Raw genomic sequence first — 14,040 nt, forward strand, 5'->3', positions numbered from 1 at the left:
AGTCAACGAAAAGGTGCAAACAGTACCGAATGGCAGCGCGTCGACCACGCAAAGTAGGATGGAGTGAACTTATACTCGCCGGCCGAGCACACGGCTCGCGAGCATATTTTCCGTTTGTTCGCCTACTCGACGCCGCCCCACGACCACCGCGTGATCCGCGCCAGGATCACGCGACCCGAGACGACGGAGTACGTTTTTGCTCGCTATTTTGCTCGCGCACACGGTTGCGGCCGTGTTTGCGCCCTTGTTGGTCCGCTGGTGGGGCCGTAACGCATTCTTTCCGCTTGCACTGGTGCCACTCGTCAGCCTGGTGTGGGTGTTCGCCAATTGGAACACCGAACAGTCTCTGAACATCGAGTGGGTCCCCGGCCTGTCGATGGACCTGGACATGCGGTTCGATTCACTGGCCGCGATCATGTCGCTGCTCGTGCTCGGTATCGGCGCGCTGATCCTCGTCTACTGCGCCCGGTACTTCGAGGACGACGAACCACGACTCGGCATCTTCGCCGCCGAGATGGTCGCGTTCGCCGGCGCCATGTTCGGACTCATCACCGCCGACAACATGTTGGTGCTCTACATCTTCTGGGAGATAACGACAGTTCTGTCGTTCCTGCTCGTCGGGCATTACGCCGAGCGCGCATCCTCGAGACGCGCCGCCACCCAGGCGCTGTTGGTCACCACCGCGGGCGGTCTCGCGATGCTCGTCGGAATCATCGTCCTCGGTCAGGTGGCCGGCAGTTACAACCTGTCCGACGTGGTCGCCGACGCCCCGTCGGGATGGCTTGCCGGCGTTGCCATCGTGCTGATCCTCATCGGTGCGCTGTCGAAGTCCGCCATCGTGCCACTGCATTTCTGGCTGCCGGGCGCCATGGCCGCACCGACACCCGTCAGTGGGTATCTGCACGCGGCGGCGATGGTGAAGGCGGGCATCTACCTCGTCGCTCGCCTCGCCCCGGGATTCGCCGATTCCGGCCCCTGGCGCGCGACGGTGATCACCCTCGGTCTGTTGTCGATGATCCTGGCGGGATGGCGTGCGCTGCGCGCATTCGATCTCAAGCTGATCCTCGCGTTCGGCACGGTCAGTCAGCTCGGCTTCCTGATGGTGCTGGTGGGCATCGGTTCCGAGAAGGCGATGCTCGCCGGTCTGACCATGGTCATCGCCCATGCGATGTTCAAGGCCGCACTGTTCATGGTGGTCGGCATCATCGACCACACGACGCACACTCGCGACATCCGCAAGCTCGCGCACCTGGGCAAGAAGGCACCGCTGTTGGGCGCCGTCGCCGCACTTGCCGCGGCCAGCATGGCGGGGCTGCCCCCGTTCCTCGGGTTCGTCGGCAAGGAAACCGCACTGTCGGCGGTCATCGACACTCCGACGCTCAACCCTGCCGTCGCCTGGATTGTCGTGGCGGGCATGGTCGTCGGGTCCATCCTGACCGTCACCTACAGCATCAGGTTCGTGTGGGGAGCGTTCGGGCGCAAGCAACTCAAGCGACCGAGCCCCGCGGTGAAGAACATGCACGAGCCCACGGCGCTCTTCCTCGCAGCACCGGCCTTCCTCGCTCTTCTGGGTGCAGCCGCAGGAATCTTCTCGCCCGTCGTCGACGCCATCGTCAGTCCGTACGCGGCCACCGTCGATTCCTACGGGCAGGCTCCGTACCACCTCGCCCTGTGGCACGGCGTCAACCTGCCGCTCGGGTTGACGGTCGTCGTCGTCACCGGCGGTGTCGGTCTGTTCATCGCGCACCGCATGGTCAACCGCCTCAAGTTCGAGCATCCGCCGCTCGGCAACGCGGACCGGGTCTACGACGCGGTGCTCAAGTCGATGGACACCATCTCGCTCCGTCTGACCGGCACCACCCAGCGAGGATCGCTGCCTCTGACGCAGGGAACGATCCTGCTGACGCTGGTGCTGCTTCCGATGGCCGTGCTGGCGTTCGGACGCGAACCCGGACTGGATTTCGTCCTGTTCGACACTCCACTTCAGGTCATCGTCTCGCTCATCATGATCTCCGGGGCGCTCGGCGCGACGGTGATGCGCAACCGCCTCGCCAGCGTCATCCTCGTCGGCCTCACCGGCTACGGCTGCGGCGTCATCTTCGCGGTGCACGGTGCACCGGATCTGGCGTTGACCCAGTTCCTGGTGGAGACGTTGACTCTGGTCGTCTTCGTGCTCGTGCTGCGGAAACTGCCCGCCGAGGTCGACGACCGGGGCGCAGCCGGGTCGAGGTTGCCTCGCGCAGCCCTCGCGATCGCCGTCGGCGCGACGGTCACCGTCCTCGGAGCGTTCGCGATGAACGCGCGCAGCACCGACCCGATCTCCCTGCAACTTCCCGACGCCGCCTACCTGCTGGGCGACGGCAAGAACATCGTCAACGTTCTCCTGGTGGACATTCGTGCGTGGGACACGCTCGGTGAGATCTCGGTGCTGCTCGTCGCGGCCACCGGCGTCGCATCGCTGGTGTTCCGCAACCGACGCTTCGGCAGCGCACCCCGCGTCTCGGATGCGCCGGCAACCGATTCCGACAGCCCCTCCGGCACCGACACGACGTGGTTGCTGGGCGGAGACCTGATCGATCCTCGGCATCGGTCGTTGATCCTCGAGGTCACGACTCGCCTGATCTTCCCGACGATCATGGTGCTGTCGGTGTACTTCTTCTTCTCCGGACACAATGCGCCGGGCGGCGGATTCGCCGGTGGACTGACCGCGGGTCTCGCGCTGGTACTGAGGTACCTCGCAGGCGGCCGATACGAACTCGGCGAAGCCGTTCCGATCGACGCAGGCAAGATCCTCGGCCTCGGCCTGATACTCGCGTCGGGCACCGCGATCGCGTCGATGTTCCTCGGCGCCCCGGCGTTGTCGTCGGCGACCCTCGAGGTGACCCTGCCGATACTCGGTGACATCAAGTTGGTCACCGCATTGTTCTTCGATCTCGGTGTCTACCTCATCGTGGTCGGTCTCGTACTCGACGTCCTCCGAAGCCTCGGTGCACGTCTCGACGCACAGGTGGAGATGCAGAGCCAGGTGAAGGCCCGATGACCGCGAACCTCGGCATGCTGATAGTCGTCGGCATCCTCGTCGCGACGGGGGTGTACCTGCTTCTGGAACGCTCGATCACGAAGATGCTGCTCGGACTCCTGTTGTTCGGCAACGGAATCAACATCCTGCTGCTGACCGTCGGTGGCCCGACGGGCAATCCCCCGATAGTCGGCCGAACGACGTCGATCCACGAGACCATGGCGGATCCGTTGGCGCAGGCCATGATTCTGACCGCCATCGTCATCACGATGGGTATCGCGGCGTTCGTGCTGGCACTCGCGTACCGCTCGTTCACGCTCAACACCAAGGACGACGTCGAGAACGACCCGGAGGACACCAAGGTCTCCAAGCGCCGATCCATGGCCGACATGCCGGACCGCGACCGGTCCGACGACCCGGTCACCGGTGAGCCGAGTTTCAGTGGTGACGCCTTCGACAGCCAGGGCAACCCGATTCCGATCGAGGAACTCAAGAACATCGAGGACCTCGAGTGCTACGAAGACTTGCACGAGGGTGACTTCGACGACGACGACGAACCGGACTTGAAGGGCCTCGACGGCATCGACAGCGCAGTGAAGGACACATCCAAACCCAGCGCCAAGAAGCGCAAGAAGGGAGGCTCCGAATGAGCATCCCCGCAAGCACCATCAGCGCTCTCACCCCGCTACCGGTCCTGATCCCCTTGTTCGCCGCAGCGTTGACACTCGTGGCGGGCAGGAGGCCACGGGCCCAACGCGTCATCACGATGGTCTCGCTGACGGCCATCGTCGTCGTGTCGGCATTCCTGCTGTACCTTGCCGACCGCGACGGAACGTTCGCGCTGCAGGTCGGTGGTTGGGACTCCCCGATCGGCATCTCACTGGTCGTCGACCGCCTCTCCGCACTGATGCTGCTGGTCAGCGCGATCGTGCTGCTGGCGGTCATGGTGTATTCCATCGGTCAGGGCATTCGCGACGGCAACGAGAACCAGCCCGTCTCGATCTTTCTTCCGACGTATCTGGCGTTGAGCGCGGGCGTGTGCAACGCGTTCCTCGCCGGCGACCTGTTCAATCTGTTCGTCGGATTCGAGGTTCTGCTCGCCGCGTCGTTCGTGCTGCTCACTCTCGGAGCCAGCGCCGACCGCGTGCGTGCAGGCGTCTCGTACGTCATGGTGTCGATGGTCTCGTCGCTGATCTTCCTGTTCGGCATCGCGCTGGTCTACGCCGCGACCGGCACGCTGAATCTGGCGCACATCGCCACCCGCCTGGACGACGTGCCGTCGGGCACCAGGACGGCGATCTTCGCGGTCCTGCTCGTCGCCTTCGGCATCAAGGCTGCGGTGTTCCCGCTGTCCACGTGGCTTCCGGACTCCTACCCCACCGCCCCGGCCCCCGTCACCGCGGTGTTCGCCGGTTTGCTCACCAAGGTCGGTGTGTACGCGATCATCCGTGCACACACGCTGCTGTTCCCCGACGGAGGCCTGGACAACGTCCTGCTCGTGTGCGGTCTGCTCACGATGCTCGTCGGTATCTTCGGTTCCATCGCACAGAGCGACATCAAACGACTGCTGTCGTTCACTCTCGTCAGCCACATCGGGTACATGGTGTTCGGCGTCGCACTGTCCACGCAGTCCGGACTGTCGGGAGCGATCTACTACGTGGCGCACCACATCATCGTGCAGACGACGCTGTTCCTGGTCGTCGGACTCATCGAGCGTCAGGCCGGGTCGTCCTCGCTGCGACGTCTCGGCGGCCTGGCCGCCGCGAGCCCCGTGTTGGCGATCATCTTCCTCGTGCCCGCGTTGAATCTCGGTGGTATTCCGCCGTTCTCGGGCTTCATCGGGAAGGTGGCGCTGTTGCAGGCCGGTAGCGCCGAGGGCAGCGTCCTCGCGTGGATCCTCGTTGCAGGCGGCACCATCACCAGCTTGCTGACGCTGTACGTGATGGCCCGCGTGTGGACGAAGGCGTTCTGGCGTGCTCGCGCCGACGCTCCCGAGGGCGACCTCGCGGACAACAGCCCGTCCGCTCTGCTCGACGATTCCAGCGACATCCAACTCGCGGACCGCGAGGACGTCGGCCGTATGCCCGCGTTCATGCTCATCCCGACGGTAGGGCTCGTCGCAGTCGGATTGGCGCTGACGGTCTTCGCGGGCCGCATCATCGACATCAGCGACCGCGCCGCCGCCGACCTTCGTGATCGCTCGGTCTACATCGACGCCGTACGAGGTGCCGAGTTCCTCGGAGACAAATCCATGGACCAGGTCGCCGGAGAAGAGGCTGGACGATGAAATATCTGAACCGCTTCGTCCTGCTGCGCCTGTGGATTCTCGGCTGGCTCACCGCCGTGTGGGTGTTGTTGTGGGGCAACGTCAGTGCCGCCAACGTCCTGGGCGGAATCGTCGTCGGCCTCGGGATCATGATCCTGCTTCCGTTGCCGAAGGTGCCCGTCGAAGGTCGAATTCACCTGTGGTCCTTGCTGAAGCTGACCTTCTGGTTCTTCTACTACGCCGCCGAGTCGTCGGTGAACGTCGCCTGGCTTGCGGTCCGCCCCAAGGCTCCGCCGGTCACCGGTGTTCTCCGCTGCCGCATCGCCATCAAGTCCGATCTGGTTCTCACGTTGTTCGTCGACGCCATGAATCTCGTTCCGGGAACCATGGTTCTGGAGATCGATCAGACCAGGCGCCTGCTCTACGTACACGTGCTGGACATGGGCAGCCAGAAGGCAGTCGATTCGTTCTACGCCTACGTACGTCACCTGGAGAAACTGTTCATCGCCGCGTTCGAGCGTGATTCCGACTGGAAGCCGAGCCCGCTTCACTTCCAGGAGTACGAGCGGTACCACGGAGTCCTGGGCGACGACATCGCGTCGGCACCGGGTACGGACGGCACTTTCCGGGACGACAAGAAGACCGACGACGAACGAAAGGGTGAGTGGAAGTGACCGTCGTACTTGCCGTTTCCGGCATCCTGCTCATCGCTGCAGCCGTCGTGACCGCCTACCGTCTGCTCGACGGGCCGAGCACACTCGACCGCCTCGTCGCCATGGACACCATCCTCGCGGTGTCGATGTGCGGGCTGGCGGTGTGGGCTGTCTACAGCGCCGACACCACCATCGTGCCCGCGATCGTCGCACTGTCGCTGGTGAGTTTCATCGGATCCGTCAGTGTCGCGAGGTTCAGGGTGAGGGACGAATGAACACGGTATTGGAAGTAATCTCGGGCATTCTGATTCTGCTGGGCGCGATCCTCGCGTTCACCGCGGCCGTCGGGATCGTGCGCTTCCCGGACACGCTGTCACGCATGCACGCCGCGACGAAGCCTCAGGTCGTCGGCCTGCTACTGGTGCTGGCGGGCGCCGTGATCCAACTGCGAGGCAACGTCGACATCTGGATGCTGGTGCTCGTCGGGGTGTTCACCCTGGTGACGGCTCCGGTCATCGCGCACACCGTCGGACGTGTCGCCTACCGCGAGCAGCGTGGTCGCGACGGACTGCTGATCGTCAACGAGATGGAGACGAACGAAGGGGACGATCGCTGACGGTGCTGTTCGCGAAGAACGTTGCGTAGAACATCCCGATCACCGATCCCATCGCGATCAGGATCAGCGGCCCGAACAGCTCCGGATACGTTCCCATGGGGACGGCGAGGTAGCGGTAACAGAGCAACAACCCCACCATCGTCGCGACGCCGAACGCGACCATCCGGATGCGGGCAGGATCTTTCAGCCCGCGCTCGGGGTCGCGCAGCACCGATTCGAGGGTCAGGCACAGTACGACGCCTGCGACCAGGTCGACACCGTAGTGATAGCCGAAGCCGAGCGTGGCGGCCAGGGTGCACACCAGCCACACCGTTCCACCCCATCGGAGCCACCACGGACCACGCCTCGAGTGGATGAACAAGCTCAGCGCCCAGGCGGTGTGCAGCGACGGCATGCAGTTTCGGGGAGTCAGTTCGTCGAAACCGATGGCCGTCGGCGATGCGTCGAACGGAACCAGCGTCGGCCAGTAGTTTCCGAGCTGGAACCCCTCGCCGGCCGAACCGAATGCGAAGACCGGGCCGACGACGGGGAACAGCACGTAGAAGACAGGTCCGACGAGGCCGATGAGAAGAAATGTTCTGACCAGGTAGTGCGACGGCCACAGTCCGGTGCGCGAGACGCCACGGAGTTGGTAGATCGCGATGGCGATGGCGGCGACCGGGAGCTGGATGTAGACCCAGTGCAGCACCGCGTAGACGATCGGGCCGAGCGCATCGAGCCAGCTTCCGACGATCCACGACGGGTTGCCGAGCGCGTGGTCGGCTAGTTGCGCGTACTCGTCCAGGACGTAGGGCCGGACGATGGTGGTGATCTGCAACCATGCGTCGCCGCCCTTGGTGGCGAGGATGAGCAGTCCGCCGAGGCACACTGCTCGGATGCCGCCGGCGTCGCGGCGCCAGATGGTGAACACGGCCAATCCGGCCAGTGCGATCACGGCTCCGTTGCCGACGACGAACGGGTGACCGGCTTCCAACCGAGCGAGCGCGCCCACGGCATCGATCAGTACGGCGATTCCGAGTGCCCACAGCCGAATCGGCATGCGTACGCCGACGAGGGCCAACGCCAGACCGCCCCACGGCACGGCCATCGACTTGGGGGTGCCGAAGAAGTCGTTCCAGATACTCGGAAGCGGGCCGGGGAAACCCTTCCAGAACGCGACGACCTGCAGCGATGCGAGGAAAATCAGAACGACGACAGCGCCGACACCGTAGACGCGTAGTGCGCCCGGCGCCGCTCTCTCGACGTGTGACGTTCGCTCTTCCCCCTGAAGCACGTCGTTCATAGTAAACGGAGCATGAACGAAGAATTACATCCAGAAGGTCACGATCGAAGGTCGATCACCGGCGCAGTTCGTCCACCAGCGACTGCACCACGGTGCGAAGGTTTCCGTCGGAATCTGCCGCGACCTTGCGTTGACGTTGATACGACGCGCCCCGCCGGGGAATGTCGGCGACCGACGCCAACTCGTCGGCGCATCCGAGCCGCACCGCGGTGGGCGCGAGTCGTTCGAGGAGATCGTCAAGGTCGTCGGTGACGAGGCGCTCGTTGCTGTCCGCGTCGAGGATGATCTCGGCGTCGAGCCCGTACCGGGCCGCACGCCACTTGTTTTCCTGAACGTGCCACGGGGGCATGCTCGGCAGTGTCTCGCCTGCTTCGAGACGCTGGTCGAGGTCGACGATCAGGCAATGCGTCAGTGCGACCAGCGCGGCGAGCTCACGCTTGGTGGACGCGCCGTCGCACACTCGCACCTCGATGGTTCCCCACTTCGGCGCCGGCCGGATGTCCCAGTGCATTCCGCCGAGCTGTTCGATGACGCCGGTCTTCATCTGGTCTCGAACGAAGCCTTCGAACTGACCCCAGTCCTCGAACTGAAACGGCAGGCCCGCCGTGGGGAGCTGCTGGAACATCAGCGCCCGGTTGCTGGCGTATCCGGTGTCGTTTCCGGACCAGATCGGCGACGACGCCGACAGTGCCAGCAGGTGCGGATACTGCAGCAGCAGCGAGTTGAGAATCGGAAACACCTTGTCCGGCGAGGACACGCCGACGTGGACGTGCACGCCCCAGATCAGCATCTGCCTCCCCCACCACTGCGTGCGAGCGATCAACTCGTCGTAGCTCGGGGTGCTGGTGAGTACCTGCGTCGACCATTCCGCGAAGGGATGCGTGCCGGCACTGAACAGGTCGATGTTCAGCGGGGCCGCAGCGCGCCTGACCAGATCGAGCGACTCGCCCAGGTCGTCCATCGCTTCACCGACGTTCTCGCACACTCCGGTGACGAGCTCGACGGTGTTGCGCAGCAGCTCCTTCGTCACGCGCGGAGTCTCCGCGCCCGCCAGCTCGGTCACGCCGTCCATGACGTCGGCGGCCGAGTTGACGAGATCCAGCGAATCCTTGTCCACCAGCGCGATCTCCCACTCCACGCCGAGGGTCGGGCGCGGGGAGGAATTGAACGCTATGGCAGGAGCGGAGCCTGCGGAGTGACCCGATGCCGCAGGAGCGGAGCCTGCGGAGTGACCCGATGCCGCAGGAGCGGAGCCTGCGGAGTGGGTGGGGCGGCCCGGCATGTGAGCGGGAACCGCTTATTCCAGGACCGCGCAGGCGGCGCGGCCACCCGCGTCGCCGGTCATGAGGGTGTTCATGTCGGGAACGGCGCCGCCGTCGGGCAGGGTGTAGCGCGGCGGGATGTTGGCGAAGTTGTCCGGGCCCTCGTGGATGATGACGGATCGTCCGCCGTCGGCGCGGAGGTCGTCGAGGGTGACGGCGTCGGTCGTGGTGACCAGCATGGCCGTTCCGTCCTCGCCGACCTGCAGCGATGTCAGGTCACCGCTGGAGGGGTGTTCGGTGCGGCCGCCGACCTGCAGGTGCCCGCCGGCGGACAGGAAGTTGCCGGGCTCGCCGCCTGCAGGTGCCACGGAGTTGGGCTCGCAGACGCCCGCGGTGTGGACGTGCAGACCGTGGAATCCGGGAGTGAGGCCTTCTGCTTCGACGGTGACGACGAGGTGGTCGCCCTCTTCGACGAACGAGACGGTGCCGACGGTGGTGCCTGCGGCGTTCTCGAACTCGGCTTCGACGGTGCCCTCAGGGCTGTCGGCGGCGACGCCGTGACCGGAGGGATCCTCGTGGCCGGTCCAGACGGGAGGCGTCGTGCCCGCTACGTCGGACGGGGTTTCCGGGGCCGTGCATGCGACCAGTCCGAATGCGGCGACAGCGACGACGGGAGTAGCGAAGCGCCACGACCTGATCGTCCGGGATCGGGCTGTGCTGGTCGATGCCATGGAAAATGCTCCTTCGTCGGACAGGCTGGGCGTTGCGTAGATCATAACTATCCCCGGTAGTAGTCCAGTCGGCAGTAGCCCGGTCGACACGTGGTCGGTCGGGGCTCTACTGGGTGACCATCACGACGACGCTGTCTCCGAACCCGGTCAGTGTGGCCGGCATGGCTTCGGCGGTGGCGCCCAGTTGTTGGGCTATCTCCTGCGCCGCGGCCTCCGCGCCGGAGGCGTCTCCGTAGTACACCGTGGTGGCGGGGACCTGGGTCTGGGCGTAGTTGCCCGTTTCGGCGATCGTCCAGCCCTGGGCGGTGAGCGTGTCCGCAGTGGTGGCTGCCAGACCGGAGACGTCGCTGTTGTTCAGCACGCGTACCTCGACCTCGGCCGGTGCGACGGACGTCGTCGGGGCGCTGGTGGTCGAGGCCGCCGGCGCCTGAGCTGCCGGGGAGGTCGCTTCCGCGACTTCGCTGGTGGCCTCGGGGGCGGCCGCTTCTTCACTGTCTCCGGAACCGGTCAACGACAGTGCACCGATCGCTGCGAACAGAATCGCGAGCGAAATGAGAACCATTGCCAAGGCGCGGAGCGGAGGGCCGGACGATTCCGGGTTGGGACTGCTCACACTGGAAGACACTAGTTGACGGCTAGACCTCGAAGCCGAGTCGCCTCGCAGCCCTTGCCTTCTGACGGCTCGCGCGGAGCCTGCGCAGACGCTTCACCAGCATGGGATCGGCTGCCAGTGATTCCGGGCGGTCGACGAGTGCGTTCAACACCTGGTAGTAGCGAGTCGCGGACATCGAGAAGAGTTCCTTGATGGCTTCTTCCTTTGCGCCTGCGTACTTCCACCACTGGCGCTCGAAGGACAGGATGTCGTGTTCACGACGGGTCAGGCCGTCTGCTCCGACCTCGTTGATGTCCCCCGTGTTTCCCGGTTGCTGAGACTGGTTCGAGTCACGCGCTGCTGCGCCGTCCATCTCACTCCTCGACTTCGCGGATCCGTGTCGACGGATCCCGATCCTGTGCCGTGATGCTGTCCTGTGCCGTCATGCCGGTCCCCACCTTTTGCCACGAGCCCCAGACCCGCGTCGACGCACCCGAGGGGCGGGCAGTCGGCACGAAATTACACACGTGTGTTTCGGTTGTTATTGAACCACGGTGCGCAGTGCTTGGGCACAGCTCGCAGGACGTGCGGCGAGTCGCGCCCCCTCACCGTGTGCACGGAGAGGGGCTTCACGCCAGTATTCTTGTCGACCATGGCAATTCTCCCGATCCGGATCGTCGGCGACCCGGTACTGCACACCCCCACCCGGCCCGTCACCGAGACGCCCGCCGAACTCGCCGACCTTATCGCGAACATGTACGACACGCTCGCCGCCGCCAACGGCGTCGGACTCGCCGCCAACCAGGTCGGCGAACCCCTTCGGCTGTTCATCTACGACTGCCCCGACGAGGGCGAGGACGGCAAGGTCGTCCGTCGCCGCGGCGAGGTGATCAACCCGGTTCTGGAGACGTCGGAGATCCCCGAGACGATGCCGGATCCCGAGGACGACGACGAGGGCTGCCTTTCGGTTCCCGGCGAGCAGTACCCCACCGGACGTGCGGACTGGGCACGCGTCACGGGCACCGACGCCGCGGGCGAGCCCGTCGACATCGAAGGAACGGGTTTCTTCGCTCGCATGCTGCAGCACGAGGTCGGGCACCTCGACGGTTTCCTGTACGTCGACGTTCTCATCGGCCGCAATGCGCGTGCCGCGAAGAAGGCGATCAAACGCGCCGGTTGGGGCAAGCCGGGTCTGTCCTGGGTCCCCGGCACCGTCGAAGATCCGTTCGGCCACGAGGACTGACGCGGTGGGACCGCGGGTCATGCTGCGCTACCGGCTGCCACCCGGCCACAGCCACCCGATGACGGACGTCATCGGCGAACTGATCGAGCACAGCCGGTCGGTGGTCGCGGTGCAGTCCGCGGACGGTCGCGAAGTCAGAGTCGCGCCCGATCGTGTCGTCGCGCTGAAGGAGCTCGGGCCGCGTCCGATTCGCACGTCGGAGATTCGATCGCTGGAACGTGCTGCCGCCGACGGCTGGCCCGGCGTCGAACAGGCCTGGATCGACGGCTGGCTCCTGCGCGCCGGGCACGGGTTCACCGGCCGGGCGAACTCCGCGTTGCCGGTGGAACCGTCGGCCGGTCATGTGTCCCTCGACGACATCGTCCGATGGTTCTCCGAGCGCGGCCTACCTGCCGTGCTCCTGCTGCCCGACCGACTGGGTTCACCGCCCGCCGGGTGGGTGACGCGGGACGAAACACTGGTCATGGCCGCGGACATCTCCCGGTTGGAGCTGCCCGTCGAAACTCTGTCGGTCTTCTCCGACGTGCCCGACGCCGACTGGCTCGGCGTGTACCGCTACCGCGGGCGACCCCTGCCCGACGGTGCGCTCGAGGTCATCTCGTCGGTGCGTGACGGTGTGGCGGCGTTCGGCCGGATCGGCTCGGCGTCCAGCGAGATGCTGGCGATCGGGCGTGCAGCGGTGACGGACGCGCCCGACGGTCGACGCTGGGTCGGTCTGACGGCCATCGAGGTCGCGGAGGCGCATCGACGGAACGGCCTCGGAACGAGGATCTGCGGCGAACTGGTCGCCTGGGGTCGCACGCAGGGTGCGACGCACGCGTACCTGCAGGTCTCGGCGGCCAATGCAGGCGCCGTGGCCATGTACGAGGGCCTCGGCTTCACCGAGCATCATCGCTATCGCTACGCCGACCTTATGTGAGCACCCGTTAGTCTGATCGCCGTGCGATTGGCTACCTGGAATGTGAACTCCGTCCGCTCTCGTCAGGATCGGATCGTGGATTGGCTGCAGCGATCCGATGTCGACGTGCTGGCGATGCAGGAAACCAAGTGCAAGGACGCGCAGTTTCCGTACGAGCGGTTCACCGAGATCGGGTACGAGGTCGCCCATGTCGGCCTCAGCCAGTGGAACGGTGTCGCCTTGCTGTCGCGGGTCGGGTTGGACGACGTGCAGATCGGCTTCGAGGATCAGCCCGGGTTCAGCAAGGACCCGGAGGTCGAGGCGGTGCGCGAGGCGCGGGCCATCGGAGCCACGTGCGGCGGGGTTCGCGTGTGGAGCCTGTACGTACCCAACGGGCGCGAGCTGGCGGATCCGCATTACACGTACAAGCTCGAGTGGCTCGCCAAGCTGCGGGCCGACGCTCAGGCCTGGGTGTCGGCGGACCCGGACGCGCAGATCGCGCTCGTCGGGGACTGGAACATCGCGCCTACCGACGACGATGTCTGGGATCCGGCGTTGTTCGAGGGCAAGACCCACACGTCGCAGCCGGAGCGGGATGCGTTCGAGTCGTTCGCGGAGGTCGGATTCACCGAGGTGACTCGGCAGTTCACGCCCGAGCCGCGGACGTTCACCTACTGGGACTACACGCAGCTTCGCTTCCCGAAGAAGCAGGGACTTCGTATCGACATGGCTCTGGCTTCCCCGGCTCTTGCGTCCCGGGTGACGGGCGCCTCGATCGATCGTGAGGAGCGCAAGGGCAAGGGTGCCAGCGATCACGCACCCGTCGTCGTCGATATTTCCTGACGATCACGCCCCGCAGCGACGTGGACCGCCAGCGCTGCTGCGCCGGCGAGAACGAGCAGTCCGTGCGCAACACGCAACCACGGGGGCGCGAAGAACTGCGGAAGAAACAGGACGAAGCCCGACGCGAAGAGCGCGGACTGCCAGCCGGGCACGCGCCGCGCAAGTGCAACGGTACCGATGGCCACGAGGATCAGTCCGGCACCGAACATCACCGTTTGTGTGGGGCCGTATCGGATGGGTTCGGCGAGGTCGATCAGCCGAAGATCGCCGGTGCTCAGCGCGTCGGATCCCAGCACGTGGAGTGCGAACGTCTCGGCGCCGTAGTACGGCAGTGTCAGTCCGACGCCGACCCACGTCGTCACTTCGGCGACGGCGCCGACGTTCATCGTGCGTACTGCGAGAGCGAGCGTGATGAACCCGAGCATCGCGCTGACGTGCGCCGCTACCCACAGTCCGGACCCGAACGCGTCGGCGCCGGCCTGCCCTGAATCGGAGGAGTAGGGCCTCAGAACGGGATAGACGGCGAACAGAACGCCCGTGGCGACCAGAAGCCCGACAGTCGATCGCATGCGTGCCCTCCTTCAGGATGCGAGAGCGGTGCTCTCGTTCTGAAGTGAGTATTCACCAGGCACACG

The 14,040-nt window shown here is 65.6% G+C and carries 15 protein-coding genes; 9 read left to right on the forward strand and 6 right to left on the reverse strand.

What is annotated here, in order from left to right; all coding sequences use genetic code 11:
• Nucleotides 1–196 precede the first annotated feature (196 nt).
• Genes BH95_RS14785 through mnhG form a run of 6 tightly spaced genes read left to right on the forward strand, consistent with a single transcriptional unit; the run spans nt 197 to nt 6,554 of the window.
• The gene (locus BH95_RS14785; RefSeq protein ID WP_026348063.1) at nt 197–3,040 is read left to right on the forward strand and encodes a Na+/H+ antiporter subunit A; all 2,844 of its coding nucleotides are present in this window, start codon (nt 197–199) and stop codon (nt 3,038–3,040) included.
• Nucleotides 3,037–3,669 (forward strand): Na(+)/H(+) antiporter subunit C, encoded by a 633-nt coding sequence (locus tag BH95_RS14790; RefSeq protein ID WP_019666635.1) that lies wholly within the window; start codon nt 3,037–3,039, stop codon nt 3,667–3,669. The genes BH95_RS14785 and BH95_RS14790 overlap by 4 nt, the downstream gene beginning before the upstream one ends.
• Entirely contained in the window at nt 3,666–5,306 is a 1,641-nt protein-coding gene (locus tag BH95_RS14795; RefSeq protein ID WP_019666636.1) for a Na+/H+ antiporter subunit D, read from the forward strand. The genes BH95_RS14790 and BH95_RS14795 overlap by 4 nt, the downstream gene beginning before the upstream one ends.
• Nucleotides 5,307–5,311: 5 nt before the next feature.
• On the forward strand, nt 5,312–5,959 hold the full coding sequence (locus BH95_RS14800) for a Na+/H+ antiporter subunit E (protein ID WP_230594354.1): 648 nt from the start codon (nt 5,312–5,314) through the stop codon (nt 5,957–5,959).
• A complete protein-coding gene (locus tag BH95_RS14805) occupies nt 5,956–6,213 on the forward strand; it encodes a monovalent cation/H+ antiporter complex subunit F (protein WP_019666638.1) in 258 nt (85 codons plus the stop codon). The genes BH95_RS14800 and BH95_RS14805 overlap by 4 nt, the downstream gene beginning before the upstream one ends.
• Nucleotides 6,210–6,554: a monovalent cation/H(+) antiporter subunit G gene (gene mnhG / locus BH95_RS14810; RefSeq protein WP_019666639.1), complete on the forward strand. Its 345-nt coding sequence runs from the start codon at nt 6,210–6,212 to the stop codon at nt 6,552–6,554. Before BH95_RS14805 ends, mnhG begins: the two co-directional genes overlap by 4 nt.
• Here the strand turns inward: mnhG and BH95_RS14815 are convergent.
• The 5 genes from BH95_RS14815 to BH95_RS14835 all read right to left on the reverse strand — a co-directional run bounded on the left by BH95_RS14815 (nt 6,517) and on the right by BH95_RS14835 (nt 10,794).
• The gene (locus BH95_RS14815; RefSeq protein ID WP_037182873.1) at nt 6,517–7,836 is read right to left on the reverse strand and encodes a phosphatase PAP2 family protein; all 1,320 of its coding nucleotides are present in this window, start codon (nt 7,834–7,836) and stop codon (nt 6,517–6,519) included. The two genes, mnhG and BH95_RS14815, sit on opposite strands and share 38 nt — an antisense overlap.
• A 55-nt stretch (nt 7,837–7,891) precedes the next feature.
• Nucleotides 7,892–9,118 (reverse strand): glutamate--cysteine ligase, encoded by a 1,227-nt coding sequence (locus BH95_RS14820; RefSeq protein WP_157773091.1) that lies wholly within the window; start codon nt 9,116–9,118, stop codon nt 7,892–7,894.
• Nucleotides 9,119–9,133: 15 nt separating this feature from the next.
• Nucleotides 9,134–9,829, reverse strand: coding sequence for a superoxide dismutase[Cu-Zn] (gene sodC / locus BH95_RS14825; RefSeq protein WP_208601174.1), 696 nt, complete (start codon nt 9,827–9,829; stop codon nt 9,134–9,136).
• A 106-nt stretch (nt 9,830–9,935) separates the two neighbouring features.
• Entirely contained in the window at nt 9,936–10,391 is a 456-nt protein-coding gene (locus tag BH95_RS14830; protein WP_019666643.1) for a LytR C-terminal domain-containing protein, read from the reverse strand.
• A 73-nt stretch (nt 10,392–10,464) separates the two neighbouring features.
• Entirely contained in the window at nt 10,465–10,794 is a 330-nt protein-coding gene (locus BH95_RS14835; protein ID WP_019666644.1) for a DUF3263 domain-containing protein, read from the reverse strand.
• Nucleotides 10,795–11,073: 279 nt separating this feature from the next.
• On the opposite strand from BH95_RS14835, the gene BH95_RS14840 reads away from it, so the two are divergent.
• Genes BH95_RS14840 through BH95_RS14850 form a run of 3 tightly spaced genes read left to right on the forward strand, consistent with a single transcriptional unit; the run spans nt 11,074 to nt 13,405 of the window.
• Nucleotides 11,074–11,664, forward strand: coding sequence for a peptide deformylase (locus BH95_RS14840; protein WP_019666645.1), 591 nt, complete (start codon nt 11,074–11,076; stop codon nt 11,662–11,664).
• A gap of 4 nt (nt 11,665–11,668) precedes the next feature.
• A complete protein-coding gene (locus tag BH95_RS14845) occupies nt 11,669–12,583 on the forward strand; it encodes an N-acetylglutamate synthase, CG3035 family (RefSeq protein ID WP_019666646.1) in 915 nt (304 codons plus the stop codon).
• A gap of 21 nt (nt 12,584–12,604) precedes the next feature.
• Nucleotides 12,605–13,405 (forward strand): exodeoxyribonuclease III, encoded by an 801-nt coding sequence (locus BH95_RS14850; RefSeq protein WP_026348066.1) that lies wholly within the window; start codon nt 12,605–12,607, stop codon nt 13,403–13,405.
• Here the strand turns inward: BH95_RS14850 and BH95_RS14855 are convergent.
• On the reverse strand, nt 13,375–13,974 hold the full coding sequence (locus BH95_RS14855; RefSeq protein WP_020112591.1) for a hypothetical protein: 600 nt from the start codon (nt 13,972–13,974) through the stop codon (nt 13,375–13,377). The genes BH95_RS14850 and BH95_RS14855 overlap by 31 nt on opposite strands.
• Nucleotides 13,975–14,040 lie beyond the last annotated feature (66 nt).

Origin of the sequence: Rhodococcoides fascians A44A, from assembly GCF_000760735.1 — a bacterium.
In the GTDB taxonomy this organism is placed as follows: Bacteria; Actinomycetota; Actinomycetes; order Mycobacteriales; family Mycobacteriaceae; genus Rhodococcoides; species Rhodococcoides fascians_E.

Bases quoted from the DNA above. Each gene is read 5' to 3' on its own strand.
- BH95_RS14790 (WP_019666635.1), top strand. From the start codon at position 3,037: ATGACCGCGAACCTCGGCATGCTGATAGTCGTCGGCATCCTCGTCGCG.
- BH95_RS14795 (WP_019666636.1), top strand. From the start codon at position 3,666: ATGAGCATCCCCGCAAGCACCATCAGCGCTCTCACCCCGCTACCGGTC.
- mnhG (WP_019666639.1), top strand. From the start codon at position 6,210: ATGAACACGGTATTGGAAGTAATCTCGGGCATTCTGATTCTGCTGGGC.
- BH95_RS14815 (WP_037182873.1), bottom strand. From the start codon at position 7,836: ATGAACGACGTGCTTCAGGGGGAAGAGCGAACGTCACACGTCGAGAGA.
- BH95_RS14820 (WP_157773091.1), bottom strand. From the start codon at position 9,118: ATGCCGGGCCGCCCCACCCACTCCGCAGGCTCCGCTCCTGCGGCATCG.
- sodC (WP_208601174.1), bottom strand. From the start codon at position 9,829: ATGGCATCGACCAGCACAGCCCGATCCCGGACGATCAGGTCGTGGCGC.
- BH95_RS14830 (WP_019666643.1), bottom strand. From the start codon at position 10,391: ATGGTTCTCATTTCGCTCGCGATTCTGTTCGCAGCGATCGGTGCACTG.
- BH95_RS14835 (WP_019666644.1), bottom strand. From the start codon at position 10,794: ATGGACGGCGCAGCAGCGCGTGACTCGAACCAGTCTCAGCAACCGGGA.
- BH95_RS14840 (WP_019666645.1), top strand. From the start codon at position 11,074: ATGGCAATTCTCCCGATCCGGATCGTCGGCGACCCGGTACTGCACACC.
- BH95_RS14855 (WP_020112591.1), bottom strand. From the start codon at position 13,974: ATGCGATCGACTGTCGGGCTTCTGGTCGCCACGGGCGTTCTGTTCGCC.